Source organism: Rummeliibacillus sp. GQ308 (genome assembly GCF_059759115.1).
Window position 1 is genome coordinate 1,521,863 of sequence record NZ_JCAXDQ010000001.1, and the last position, 13,511, is coordinate 1,535,373.

At 35.7% G+C, this 13,511-nt stretch carries 13 protein-coding genes; 4 read left to right on the top strand and 9 right to left on the bottom strand.

Features of this window, described 5'->3' with window-relative positions; translation table 11 throughout:
- Nucleotides 1-153 precede the first annotated feature (153 nt).
- Together AC6CHJ_RS07540 and AC6CHJ_RS07545 are read left to right on the top strand one after the other, a co-directional pair.
- Complete coding sequence (locus AC6CHJ_RS07540) at nucleotides 154-1,221, top strand: hypothetical protein (protein WP_392993882.1); 1,068 nt, start codon at nucleotides 154-156, stop codon at nucleotides 1,219-1,221.
- A gap of 257 nt (nucleotides 1,222-1,478) precedes the next feature.
- Nucleotides 1,479-2,096: an exosporium glycoprotein BclB-related protein gene (locus AC6CHJ_RS07545; RefSeq protein WP_392993880.1), complete on the top strand. Its 618-nt coding sequence runs from the start codon at nucleotides 1,479-1,481 to the stop codon at nucleotides 2,094-2,096.
- 254 nt (nucleotides 2,097-2,350) lie between these two features.
- Here AC6CHJ_RS07545 and AC6CHJ_RS07550 read toward each other — a convergent pair whose 3' ends face one another.
- The 6 genes from AC6CHJ_RS07550 to AC6CHJ_RS07575 all read right to left on the bottom strand — a co-directional run bounded on the left by AC6CHJ_RS07550 (nucleotide 2,351) and on the right by AC6CHJ_RS07575 (nucleotide 8,403).
- The gene (locus tag AC6CHJ_RS07550) at nucleotides 2,351-3,106 is read right to left on the bottom strand and encodes a class I SAM-dependent methyltransferase (protein ID WP_392993878.1); all 756 of its coding nucleotides are present in this window, start codon (nucleotides 3,104-3,106) and stop codon (nucleotides 2,351-2,353) included.
- Nucleotides 3,107-3,221: 115 nt separating this feature from the next.
- Nucleotides 3,222-3,707 carry a hypothetical protein gene (locus AC6CHJ_RS07555; protein WP_150284450.1) on the bottom strand — a complete coding sequence of 162 codons (486 nt, stop codon included), beginning with the start codon at nucleotides 3,705-3,707 and terminating at the stop codon, nucleotides 3,222-3,224.
- A 245-nt stretch (nucleotides 3,708-3,952) separates the two neighbouring features.
- Complete coding sequence (locus AC6CHJ_RS07560; protein ID WP_392993874.1) at nucleotides 3,953-5,176, bottom strand: amidohydrolase; 1,224 nt, start codon at nucleotides 5,174-5,176, stop codon at nucleotides 3,953-3,955.
- Nucleotides 5,173-6,420 carry an amidohydrolase gene (locus tag AC6CHJ_RS07565; protein WP_392993872.1) on the bottom strand — a complete coding sequence of 416 codons (1,248 nt, stop codon included), beginning with the start codon at nucleotides 6,418-6,420 and terminating at the stop codon, nucleotides 5,173-5,175. Before AC6CHJ_RS07565 ends, AC6CHJ_RS07560 begins: the two co-directional genes overlap by 4 nt.
- Before the next feature lie 264 nt (nucleotides 6,421-6,684).
- On the bottom strand, nucleotides 6,685-7,914 hold the full coding sequence (locus tag AC6CHJ_RS07570; protein ID WP_498288528.1) for an amidohydrolase: 1,230 nt from the start codon (nucleotides 7,912-7,914) through the stop codon (nucleotides 6,685-6,687).
- A gap of 24 nt (nucleotides 7,915-7,938) precedes the next feature.
- Nucleotides 7,939-8,403, bottom strand: a complete 465-nt coding sequence (locus tag AC6CHJ_RS07575; protein ID WP_392993870.1) for a nucleoside deaminase — start codon at nucleotides 8,401-8,403, stop codon at nucleotides 7,939-7,941.
- Nucleotides 8,404-8,581: 178 nt separating this feature from the next.
- Here AC6CHJ_RS07575 and AC6CHJ_RS07580 point away from each other — a divergent pair, with 178 nt between their 5' ends.
- Nucleotides 8,582-9,457 (top strand): LysR family transcriptional regulator, encoded by an 876-nt coding sequence (locus tag AC6CHJ_RS07580; RefSeq protein ID WP_498288530.1) that lies wholly within the window; start codon nucleotides 8,582-8,584, stop codon nucleotides 9,455-9,457.
- 174 nt (nucleotides 9,458-9,631) lie between these two features.
- Here the strand turns inward: AC6CHJ_RS07580 and AC6CHJ_RS07585 are convergent, their stop codons facing one another.
- Nucleotides 9,632-10,489, bottom strand: coding sequence for a hypothetical protein (locus tag AC6CHJ_RS07585; RefSeq protein WP_498287921.1), 858 nt, complete (start codon nucleotides 10,487-10,489; stop codon nucleotides 9,632-9,634).
- A gap of 157 nt (nucleotides 10,490-10,646) precedes the next feature.
- Here AC6CHJ_RS07585 and AC6CHJ_RS07590 point away from each other — a divergent pair, with 157 nt between their 5' ends.
- Nucleotides 10,647-11,246, top strand: a complete 600-nt coding sequence (locus AC6CHJ_RS07590; RefSeq protein WP_498287923.1) for a tetratricopeptide repeat protein — start codon at nucleotides 10,647-10,649, stop codon at nucleotides 11,244-11,246.
- Nucleotides 11,247-11,365: 119 nt separating this feature from the next.
- On the opposite strand, the gene AC6CHJ_RS07595 is transcribed toward AC6CHJ_RS07590, so the two are convergent.
- Nucleotides 11,366-12,121 carry a hypothetical protein gene (locus AC6CHJ_RS07595; RefSeq protein WP_392993866.1) on the bottom strand — a complete coding sequence of 252 codons (756 nt, stop codon included), beginning with the start codon at nucleotides 12,119-12,121 and terminating at the stop codon, nucleotides 11,366-11,368.
- Nucleotides 12,122-12,202: 81 nt separating this feature from the next.
- Nucleotides 12,203-13,414, bottom strand: coding sequence for a S8 family peptidase (locus AC6CHJ_RS07600; RefSeq protein WP_392993863.1), 1,212 nt, complete (start codon nucleotides 13,412-13,414; stop codon nucleotides 12,203-12,205).
- Nucleotides 13,415-13,511 lie beyond the last annotated feature (97 nt).

A 13,511-nucleotide genomic window follows, 5' to 3' on the forward strand; every position in this document is an offset into this window, starting at 1 on the left:
ATAGTTCAGCTTAATATTTATAAAAATTAGTAGGTTTTAATTTATGTTGACGGCTGTTTACATAAAAAATGGAATAAATTTATAGGTATTTCTCTATTAGTAACAGAAATCAAGTGATTTAAATAAAATATGAAATGAAGGGGGTGAAACGGTATGGAAGATTCAAAATTATACTCTAATCAAGATATTGAAAAGTTAAAACAAAGCATTCAATCTTATAGAGAGACATTAACTTCATTAAAAGTTGGCAAGCCAGTAGAAGATTACTTATATATGAAAAAAGAGTTTGATGACCTAAAAACTCAAATAGGAGAATTAAAAGGTATTACAGAAGAAACGGATGGAAATAAGAATGCTCGAATAAAAGGTAACGAAGAGCTTGTAAAACATGTTTCCACCCAAATAGAATCACTGAATCAAACAATTGTGGAAATGAATCAGGAAATACTAACAATTTTAAATAAATTATTAGCTGACAAGAATAATAAAAGACCGAAAGCAACTTATAAGGATACCTCCTCCCATAATTATTCAAATAGTAAATCTACATCTGATCAATCTACAATGAATTCCAAACAGCCTTCTTATAAAATGCTACAAAGCCTAGCAGGTAAAGCAATAAAGAACCAACTAGATGTAAACAAAGGAACGTCTTCTTCTCAGAATGAAAATCAATTTATTCGCTCTGATGAACGACATTTTAATCAACAATATTTTCAATCGTTCAACAGTTACCCTAGCGAAATATACAATGGTTTATATAGAAACACCACCAATGAATACACGATCCATTTTAAGAACACATCGAATTCGCAGGAATTACCAACGGATGTTTATGAACCGAATTCTTTGTCACAAGATGAAATTCAGCAAACTACAAAAAACGAACTCGATACGAATAATCTAAATGAAGATGAACAAATAGACATCATAAATATAGATAACAAAGTCATTACTGACGAAAAAAGTAACATTGAGACATTAAATAATAATGTTGGTGTTGAATTTTTTGAAAAGTCCTCTGAAGAGTCTGAATTAGATATATCATCCTCTTTACAAGATACTGGTGTTGATATCTACGAGCCTAAGATTGAAGAATTTGAAAATGAATCTCGACAAGAAATCAATCAGCAGTTTGAAATAATTGTTGACCCCATTGGTGAAGAGACTAAAAAAGAGAAGAATGCGTCGCTTTTTAATTTCTTTCGAAAATGGAGTTAATTTAAATCTAAGAGGTCGTAGTTAACCTTCAATAAAACTACAAGTGCATATGCTAATTAGTCCAATAAGTATGAAAATACATATTGGACTTTATTTATGTTGGAATGAAAGTACGATCGCTGATAGTTATCAACCCAAACAATTAAAATTACAAAATAAAAGTTCTAATATTCTCCTATATAAAATCTAGAAAGTAGATAACTGCCCTTGCCAGATAATCCTAGCTGAATAGAATAACGAAGAAAGGGGGTGAAAAAATGTGTATAAATAATTCAATGTGTGGCTGTTCTTCAAATAATAATATGGAATGTACTGCACAACTTGGTCCATTCGAAGCTATTGACGCAGCATGTATTACTACACCAGTAGCGACAGGCTCGATTATTCCATTTTCTTCAGGTATTACACCTGTTGTCCTAACAACGCTTGTAGGTGGTTTAGTTGGTACAGTAAGTTTGATTGGATTCGGTACGGCTATTCCAGGAGTGACATTAGCTGGGACAAATATTGACTTAACAGCTGTTACTGGAACAGAAGCATTCTCAGTTCCACGTGCAGGAACTATAACATCTATTTCTGCTTCTTTCACTGCAACAGTAGCATTAGATTTATTGGGAACAGCTCAAGTTAGAGCGCAAATTTACCGTGCTCCAGCAGGAAGCAATGTCTTCAGTCCTACAACAGCATTTGTTGATTTAACTCCAGCTCTTTCAACAATTGCAGTAGGTACAATTGCATCTGGAACAGCAAACGTAGCTCCAGTCTCAGTTGCGGCTGGTGATCGTTTATTAATGGTGTACTCAGTAACTACTACAGGTCTTGCAGTTGCTACGACACTTACTGGTAATGCAAGTGCTGGTATTAATATTGTATAAAAGATAGTTTCTTTAAATAAGAATCAATCTACCTTGCAGTATTAATATCTAGTTTAAGAGATTCCAGATGACCAGGCTCACTAACAGTGAAAGCCTGGTCATTTGTTTAAAATAAATGAGATGTTAACACTTTTTAGATAAAATCCATTAGGAAATATAATTCTTTCTTTTTTTTCTATCTATTCAAATTAGAATATTTATCTTAACTAACTTATTAAATTTAAATAGACATTACACTATAAAATGTTCGCCCATTAGACATTGCCTAGATAGCTTCGCGTTATGTTTTGGAGAGCAATCTTTCCTTTTTTACTATATTTTTCGAATAACTCTGTCAGTAGATAAACAAATCTTTCATACTCTTCATCATCTTTTTTCGGTGCATAGGATGCGGATAAATTCCTTCCCAAAAAACCTTCATAATCAAAAAGCATCTCACTTGAATACTTTTTAAACTCATATTTTCCTTCTTTAAAAAAGTCGCTAAATACTTCTGGCGTTTCCTCTATTCCACCGCTAAATCCTTTGAAATTTGAACATGTCTTTTGGCAAATCTCTTCATTTTCTTTAATAACCGGGCTAGTTAAATCTCTGCTGTTCCAAACAAGAGCGACATTTTCCTTTTGTTTCAATATCTGTTGACATTCAATTTTAAAGGCTTTTTTATCAAACCAATGAAAGGCCTGGGCAACCGTTATTAAATCTATACTGTTCCCTTTCAGCGTGGTATTTTCTGCAGTTGCTTTTACTGAACTAAAACGAGAATATTGGTTTAAGGATTGCTCTGCCACATTTCTCATTTCATCATTTGGCTCTACTCCAATAACATGTAAACCTCTTTCAAGCAACTGGCGGCTAAATATCCCCGTACCTGAACCAATATCAGCCACTATCCGATCATCTTTCAGATGGTTAGTTGAAAACAAATAATCAATGTATTCTTTAGGATATCTTGGGCGATATTTCGCATATATATCAGCCTTGCCTGAGAAATTTCCAGATGTCTCCATAATACTACCTTCTTTCTTAAGACATTATGTACAAAATTCTTTTAAACCAGTTAGGGTAAGCTGGTTAATCATTAAAAACCCTCTTATCTAAGTATCTCTTTATCTTTACCCTTTCTCACTTTCGCCAGAAACCTTCCATCTGTTTCCGTACTATTGCGGGAGGTATCAGTTGGATATGTTCACCTTTATCATTGCAGGTGAAAATCCCTTTAAAAACATCAGGCATGGTATCGTACTGTTTCTCCAGCAGTGCATTAAAATTTTTGAAACAGTCATAAGAATACTTTTCCAGAAGGTAAGGCATTAAAAAATCTGATCGTAAGATTTCATATTCCTCATAATTATATGGTGTAGTTTCAGAACGCTTTTTTAAGATTTCTAACATCTTGTTCATTAAAACGGCCACTTCTTCTTCGCTTGCGAAGGCTGCGTATCCTCTAATGGCCGTAAGCCGCATATCCAAATATCGTTCTTTTTTGTATGCTTTTAGAAAAAAGTCCTTTCCCTGCTCTGGCAAGTCAAATACAATTTGCTTTAAAAGGGCATTTCGTTTGGCAATATCCTTTGTATTAAAATATGTTTCCATCCTTGTTTCTTCCATTTATCTCTCCTCCTTTTGAGTATTAAAAAGAAATTTCGAACTAATTCCCAGCCCTCTTATTATACCCATTTAAGGGGTTTGACTCTGTGTAACAGTATCTAAATGAGGTAAATAAATCATATACTTAAAATCCTTCATGCTAAAAAATCTACGATAGAACTTTTTCTCGCTCTGTCGCAGATTTTTTGTTTTATGATTTTTAAAATTATAGTTCATAACCTCTTGTTAAATTTACATACTTGCCTCTAATTTTTCGATTGATATAACTTACCTTTATGCATTAACATTCTGTTTTTCGGGAGTCGAGCTATTGCTTCAGCACTGCAGCTTGCATCAACAAAAACGAAACTTGCTTCTGTACCTACTTTGGGCCACTGTTGTTGGCCTTCGGTGCTTAAAGGAGTCACACCTTGTGTAATCAAGCTTAAACTATCGCGTAATGCACGTTCACTGGATTTACCCGTATATTGGCAAAAATTATGCACCTTCTCTAATATATCGCCTGAAAAATACGGACTCCATGAATCATAAAAGCCATCACAGCCTAAAGCAACTTTAACACCCTCTGTTTTCAAAATATCTATAGGTATTAACTGATGGTTAAGGGATATAGGGACTGTAGACATTACTTCCACATCATATTCACTTAACTTTTTCGCGAATTTCTTTTGTAAAGGTGACGATAATTTACTTAAGCCAAACGCATGACTGAAAGCTGTATGCCCTTTATAATTTTGTTCATTCACCATATCCAGCCATTTATCCATCGTATAAAAACCTACTTGTCCTCTATCGTGTAGATGCATATCCACATCTACATTGCAGTCCTTAGCAATATCCATGGTGACTTGTAGTGATTTTTCAATATCTTGATCAATACCAGCTGGATCAAGCGCTCCCAAGATTGTGGCGCCAGAATCTAGCGCTTGTCTCAATAAGTCAGGCATTTCCTCATGAGCTAGCAAGCCATGTTGCGGGAATGCAACGATTTCATAGGTTAAATATTGTTCATAGTCTTCCAGTGCATTTTTAATGCCCTCTAGATTTTTAAGCTTTATAAAAGGGTCGATATTGACATGTGTTCGAATATGATTAACACCATTATTCAAATGTAATTCAATCATAGCAGAAGCTCTTTGCATCACTGTCTCAGAAAGGACTTCTAATTCTGCCGCTTCCAGCTCTAATCTTTCGGACAAACTATTCACCGGACGACAAGCTTTCCATCCTACAGAAAGATATGTTTTATCCAAATGATTGTGCATTTCTTTAAATGCAGGAAGGGCCAGTTTCCCTTTCATATCGATTGAATTTGTTTCAGATACATTCGAAGAAGCAGGCATGATTTCTTGAATCAATCTTTCTGCTGATACTCTAATATGAAACAAACTAGTCTCGGTTTTAATACTGCCATCTTCATATGTTGTTTCCCCTGTTTCCAATCGAACATTCCGTACCCATATGCTCATCGAAATTCCCCCCTTAAATCTATCTCTTCTTCATGAATGACCTTCCCGTTTGAGATCACTGTGGAAATAGGACATTGTCTAGCAATTAGATGTGCGGAACTAACTGCATCCACAAGTAACGCATTCGCTGTATCTCCAACTTTAGGCCATTGCTGTTCTCCAGCATGATTTAAAGGTGTGATGCCTCCTGTCGCATATTTAAAGGATTGACCTATATGCTTTTCATCTATATAACCAAAGCGCTCTATAAATTGATTTAATTTTTGAATAGTATCTCCACTTCCGAAAGGCGACCAATGATCCACAAGACTATCATGGCCAAATGATACTTTTACGCCTTGATCATACAAATATTTCACAGGGATTGTAATGGGACCTGAACCAATTGGAATGGTTGTCGTTAAGCCAACTTGATTAGCAGCCATTCGGCTTATTAACTGATCTAAAGATTTTTCAGGTAAGTCTGCAAAAGCGAACGCATGACTAATTGTTACATCTTTTTTAAAAGAGCGTTGTTCCATTTCATTTAGAATTTGTTGAATGTCAAATTCACCTAATGTATTTTGCTCATGTAAATGAATGTCGATGCCTACCTCATATTTTTCAGCTAAATCAAAAGTTGTTTTTATCACTTCTCTACTATTCCGATCTACTAAAGCTGGGTCTACCCCTCCGATATGAGTCGCCCCCAATTGTAATGCTTTCTCGAGAATTGATAAAAAGTAAGAACCATTACGTAATAGACCATGCTGTGGGAATGCCACTATTTCATACGTAATTTGATCTTGATAGCTTTCTAATACATGCTTAACTATCTCTATATGTTTCGTCTCAATTTGTGGATCAACATTCACATGTGTTCGAATATGTGTATGTCCTTTTTTAATATAGTGCTGGACCATCGCGTGTGCCCTATCTTCTGCTACATGCAATTGCTTCGGTAATAATAATGCTTCTTCCTTTAAACGAGAAAAAATCCCTTCTGTAGGTACAGTGGGTGCCTTCCATTCGCCACTGAAGTAGGTTTTATCAATATGTGTATGCATTTCTTTAAACGATGGGACTAGTAGCTGCTTCTTGGTATCTATTACAACTGCATTGCTTTCTTCAATCTTGGGAGCAATTTCATTAAATACTCCATTTTCAATCAAAACATCAAATATATTCGTTTTTGTCGCTGTGATAAATGTTTGGTCATAGAGATATCCTGTTTCCAAACGTACATTTTTTAATAATAATCGCAAAAAACCACTCCCCTTTATTTCTCAGTAAGTTTGTGTTAAATCAAATAAAGGCTATTGCAAGCCCTCAACACTTTACTTCACTTTTAGTGGCATAAAGCATCAAATTAATCCCTATAAATTCCCCTAGTATTCATGCTGTCTATGTATAGATTATCTTTCCGGTTAAAAATAAATAAAAGTTTGCCTATGAATACTTGTATGTTGCCAAGTATTCATAGACAAAAAAATCCTTAACAAACTTAGAACATTACACCCCTTATGCTCTTAGTATGCTTCGAGTGAACCTGAAGTCATTTCACCATTAAAAAACGTAGCTACTCGTTTAGATCTGCGAGCGACAGCTTCTGCAGAACACGATGCTTCGACCAAAACAAGATTTGCCTCATCGCCAACCATCGGCCATACTTGTTTACCTTCTTGATTCAAAGGTGTCTTACCGCCCGTAATATAATAAAGTGCTTGTGAAAGTGAACGTTCATCCACCCAATGAGAAATCTCAGCCAAACGTCCAACCCGTTCTAATATATCTCCATTGCCGAAAGGTGACCAAACATCAAAAATGTTATCACACCCTACTGCAACCGGTACGCCATGCTCGCGCAATAAGCCCATCGGAGGGAATTTGCGATCAATCGGTACACTAGAGATAATGGTGATTCCGGCATCAGCTAGTAATCCGGCCATTTCTTCTGCTTGTGATATCGGAATATCTCCGAGACCAAACGCATGGCTAATCGCTACTTTCCCTTGCAAACCTGCTTCTTTTGTTAACTGAGCTAGTTTTTTCATTGTGTAAATCCCCAAGTGATCTGGGTCATGCAAATGTAAGTCGATTCCAGCGTTACCATCTACGGCTAACTCCACCATGGCTTTTAGGGAAGTATCTATATCCCCATCCACTGTAGCCGGGTCAACACCACCTACAAAACTCGCTCCGTTTTTTAATGCTTCTCTAATTAAGTCTCTTGAATCTGTACGTAGCAGTCCATGCTGAGGAAAGGCTACAATTTCATATGTTAATTTCCCCTCAAATTTCCGTAATGCCTTTTGGACATTTTCTAAATTCTTTAAACCTACCTCAGGATAGATATCTACATGTGTACGCACATGAGTAATGCCAAATTCCACATATTTTTTAAGCAACATTTCTGCGCGTTCTTGTGTAGTAGTCTCTAGAGAAGGAAGAACTTCTTTTTCAATTTCCAAACGTTCAAAAATATTTCGAACTGATCTCACAGGTCGCCAACGGTCGCCAAGTAAGGTTTTGTCCAAATGACAATGTTTTTCAATAAAAGAAGGTAGAGCAAGTAGTTGTTTCGCATCTTTTTGCGGTAGATTATCTGTGATCTCTTCAGAAGCAGCAATTATCTTTGTTATTTTCTTATCTTTAATCAATAAATTGAAATTTTCTGAATTTGTTCCTGTTACCTTACCTTCATTGACTAGATAACTTGTCTCTAGACGTGTATTTGTTAACCAATAAGTAGAATTCACAGACACCGATCCTTTCACCCTTTATTATGAGTTTAACTCGTTCCAACGTTGATACACTTTAATACTATCTTCATTCGCCTGTTGAAACATAGGTAATCGGCGTTCTTCAATAGGTTTACTATATTCATCATAAAATGTTTCCAATTCAAAGTACTTGCGATCATCCTTATAATATGGAGCGTAATCCTCACGAGTCGTTATATAGATTACTTTTCTAGGGCTGCAATAATACATTGCACCTAAACACATAGGACATGGTGTAGTTAGGATGTAAATATCACAATCTGTTAAATGTTCAGTTTGCAGCTTTTTACACGCTTCTCTAATAGCGACTATTTCAGCATGTGCAGTCGGATCATTCGTTTGCGCCACTAAGTTTGGACTCTCAGCAATAATCTCACCGTCTCGAACTATTACTGTAGCGAATGGGCGTCCACCTGCTTCCACATTTTCACGCGCTAAATCGATTGTTCGTTGTACAAAATCCATTTGAATTCACCTCATCTTAAATTGTCTAACCATTAACGGCAGTAATGATTCTGTTTTAGGAGTGCCTTCGCCGATATAAATATGTTATCACGCGCTTAAATATATGAAAAATATTAATAAAATTAGTTTTACTTATGTTTTTCATATATCATTTAACTACAAGGAGGGAATATCATTGATTGATATAAGACAATTGCGCTATTTTATTGCCATGGTAGAGGAAAGGAAAATTTCTGCTGCTGCTAAAAGGCTTCATATGTCTCAACCCCCATTAAGCCAGCAATTGAAAGCAATGGAAGATGAGCTGGGCTCAAAATTATTCGAGAGAAGCGGGAAATTTTTAGAAATGACTGAGGCAGGAAAAGCATTATATAAAAATGCTTTGCAAATAACTCAATTAATGGAGGAAAACAAAACCGAGGTAAAAGAAGTAGGTGAGGGGGTAAATGGAAGGCTTACTATAGGTGTTAACACATTTTCTGTTAGTGGGTTGCCCAAGCTGCTGGAACAATTTCAGAACCAGTTCCCAAAGATTACATATAAAATTCAACAGAATGAATCGTCCCACCTTTGTCAGTTAGTCAGAGACAGGGTGGTGGAGCTAGCTATTATTCGATTGCCCCTAAATCTGGACGGTTTTTCTGTACTTCATTTATGTAATGAGCCATTTTATTTCATCACATCCAAGAAGCAAACTTTAACAGATCAAGAAGTATCACTTGTTGAAATAGAACAATATCATCTTCTATTTCCAAGTACAGAGGGATTAGGTGTACACTACTTAATTGTAGAAGCTTTTTCTCGCGCGAAGCTACAGCCGCATATTGTTGGTGAATGTTCAGATATTAGTTTGTTGATGGATCTCATCGCATCTGACTTTGCAGCCTCTATTGTTCCAGAAACCCTTCTTGAAAGATATGACGGATATCCGGTTAATGCTTACCGAATATCACATACTCCAGAGTTAACAGGATCAGTTGGATTAATATGGCTCAAGGATCATAGCTTATCGCAGGCAGCAGAGAATTTTATTGACATGTTACAAAAAACTTAATATATTGCCACCAATCAAACGAGAACATTTGTTCTTTGGAGATTATTTTTGCCAAATTGGACATTGGATAATAGTTTAAAATGATAATATTATTGTTATTTAAATATTAAAAGAGCATTTTTTTAATAAAAATGCTCTTTTATAGTACATGGAACAAATGTTCTTTTTATAACTTCATCTATTAGTTTTCCATAAAAAAGAATCCCAACTTTTCTTGTATTTTAAATCGAGTATTTCACAAAATTCATAGGCGAAATAATCAGTGGTATCAATTTCAAATTCTACGGTTTGAATCCCTTCTGCTTCTAGATCTATTAATTGTTTCTTCAATAATCCAGGCAAAATATCAACATGCCTTCGTTTTCCCATCCAACCAACTTCATAATGATAATCTTCCGTTTTATGTAAGAACATATAAGCTGATATTTGATTATCGTTCACAATAATATAACTTAAATCAAGATCTGGATTATCGTTTAAAAGTTTTTCTCGCCAAAGCTCCCATGAAACATCCTTTGCCTCATTAGCCAAATGTGTTTGTTCGTAATTATGTTTCAATAAACGAAATAAATCTACAGTTAATCGGGCGTCTTTCAATACTTCTCGTAATGAATAACCTGTATGCGGTATTGGAGTGGCTTGTAGTCTATTCATAATATACTTGATTGAATACCTTTCCATATAAGTTTTCCTAAAAACTGAAAAACCAGATTCCTTTGCGATTCCAATTTTATCTATCTCATCTTCCCAACATGAAAGTATAACTTTATTATGCGGTGCTGTATATTTCAATAATCTTTCCATAAGCTGAGGTATAGGAATAGCAAAACAGAAATCTATATATTTTGCAGTGGGATGGTTTGAGTTAGTCCAACTAATACCAATACCTTCAATACTTGAGTCTTTTAACGCTACAAAGAGCTCTTCGTAATTATTAGAGTTAATTCGCCCATTCATCTTTTGTAGGCCTTCAATTATTCTTTGATTTAAATACTGAGCTTCTATTTTGTCAACTTGAATTATTTTATACATGTTTAAACCTCTCTTTAGGAGTATTAATACGAAATCTAATTCAACATATTAGTAAATATCTCCTCTAAATTAACCTCTATTAGTAATTGAACTTCTTTGCCATTCCCTATTCTTACTCCAACCTTTATAATGAAGCTATCTACATAAGGAAAGGTTGATGAAATTGGGCAATGTTGAGAAGATGGTAGAGCATGCGTTAAAGTTGCGAAACGAGGGTCAATACGATCAGGCATTGAATATGTATACAGCAGCCATCAAAGAACATCCTTCAAACAGCGACTTATACCGAGGCATTGGAAAAGTTGCCTATTTAATGGAGCAGAATAAGTTAGCTGTTGCAGCGTATTTATCTGCATTACATATTGAAATAGCAAAGATTGAGCATTTTGGCCTTAATGAGGAAACGCAAAAAATGTACGATTCACTCCCAGAATCATTGGTAAAAGATTTACCGGTAAAAGGAGCGTTTATACTCTATTACGATACAAATACACTCCGCCACTTAGCACATGCCATAGCAGATTTCGATGAAGCAGCACTAAGTCAGGAACCTGAGCTATTGGCTTATAAAGAAATCTACACAGCTCATTTAAAAGGGCAAGATCTGCAAGAAATTTTATCTATTTATAACCGCACAGAAAGTGAATATACTGAGCAAGAATCTACTTTTTATATTCAAATTGGTAAGGAATTAGCTCTTGCATGGATTAAGTGGGATCGACTTGGTAGTCTCGATGTGGGACATTTATATTTTTAGTTAGGAATGAATGTGGCTGTCTTTAAAATGATAGCTTCATTTTTTCTAGATTAGCTTACATAATATAATTATTTGAAACAATATAAAAACCTCTCTAGATTTCTCTAAAGAGGTCTCTATTAAAGCTGTTCTACTTTCAGGTCAGTGAAGAATTTCAACATATAATGCAGATATCTTCTAATAGTTGTAATACGTTCTTGCAAATTCATAGCGATCGTTTTGTAAAATGATGCCCCTTCATCTGTACTCCTTAGGTTGCGTACTGTTCGCTTCTCATCTGGCCAAGAACCAACCAAGTATCCCTTTTCTTCTAGTTCCCAGGCAATTTGGTAGAGGTATCCATTGGAAGGACACCAGCCAAAGAGGTCTTCTAATTGCTGACCTACCTCCGCCATATAAAAACTCGAACGTGTTTGGCTTAACTTTAAGGCTAAATAACGTACAGCATCTTTCACCGAAATCAGCTTTGAAAAGTAGCTTCGAAATTCTTCAGGTAATGGATGAGCTGGCTTTGGAGGCTTTTCGCCATTTCGGGTTAATTCATAATAAAAGCGATCTAGGACTAAAACAATTTCATGGAAACGTCCGTAATATAATTCGTTATAACGTGTTAAACGTTTTCGACCAAGCTCTGTAATACTATAAAGAATTTTTTTATGTTCTTGCCTTGATGACAAAGCCCCTTCTGCTTCGAGCCTTTTAGCAATACGAGCTACATATTCATACCCTACTTTGCGACCAGGGAACTCATTTTCAAATTCTTGATGGATTTCAACTGAATATTTTGCTTTAGTTTGTGTGGCATAGAGCCAATAAAGTGCCAATGTGTCTTTCACACTAAAGCCCACTGTTTGTTGAAAATTCTTTTCTTTCATAAAGGAACCTCCTTTTGGGCCTTTAACAATATTATACCAATATTTTTCTAAATAGTGGTAATATTTAAGGCTTACGAGGTCTTACTTTTTTGTTGGAATTTTCGGCAATTGTGCCAATCCATAACCATATTTGCTGTCTTTCCCTTTTGCTCCTAAATCCAATGCGCTTTTCTTTAATTTGCTGATAATAGTGGTTGATGAGCTATTTGGATATCTTTCTATTAAAAGTGCCACGAGTCCCGTCACATGAGGTGCAGCAAATGAGGTGCCTGATGTGACAATTTTTTCTCCAACCACGTTCAACGTTGCGACATCATCGCCTGGTGCCGCGAAGTCCACTGAAGCACCTCTGTTTGAGAAAGGACTGCTTTTTTTATCTTTACCAATAGATGCAACCCCTATCACATTTTCATAACGAGCCGGATAGGTAGGAGCATCGTGCGGGCCATCATTACCGGCGGATGCTACAATAATAATTCCTTTTTTAGCAGCTTGGTTAATTGCCTTTTTTAGGCCTGGATGGTCTGTATAGATACTAGATGAAATATTAATAATCTGCATATGGTGCTTTATGGACCATTGAATAGCTTCAATCATATCGCCGATTTGTCCATTGGATGTTCCGTCTGCATATTTTAAAGAATAGATTCGTATATTAGGAGCAACTCCTGCTACATTCAGATGACTAGAACTTTGTGTTTTTTTATCGAGCTGTGAACCAAGAATAGCCGCTACGCTTGTTCCATGTCCATCCCCATAATTTCCACGGTCATATGGGTCTGATTCATCTATATCTTTTGTTGCTGGGTTATCTTTCGCAAAGGATATGCGCTTAACCACATTTCCTAATCCCTCTACTTCATTTACTCCAGTATCAATAATGGCCACTTTAACACCTTTTCCGAGATATCCCTTTTTCCAGTAGGTAGGTGCTTTGACATAATTCATATTCCATTTTGGTTTGTAATTCGGCGCTACTGATTTAATGGTTGAAGTGGAAGCAATGTGCATCTTATCTGTACTGGTTTTGACCCATTCTATATGGGGATTATTTTTTAATAGACGATATTGTTTTGCATTTATATTAGCTCTAACCATTTTCATGTCGCCTAACCGTTTCTCTACATGCTCTACATGTTGTTCCGCATACTGTTTACCTTGGTAATCTTTATAAGAAATAAGTACATCCTGTAGATGTGTTGACGTTTCTTTTGCTTGGGTAGTAGCTGTTTGTATTAAGAAACAGCAGCCAGTGGCACAAGCAGCTGATAACAATTTTTGTTTAAATTTCATATGTATCCTCTCCATTCGGATGCTGTAATTATACTAAAAAAATTAAAAGTATATTATACTATGCCCGTTTCAAGAGAATTTAGAACCTATTTCCACA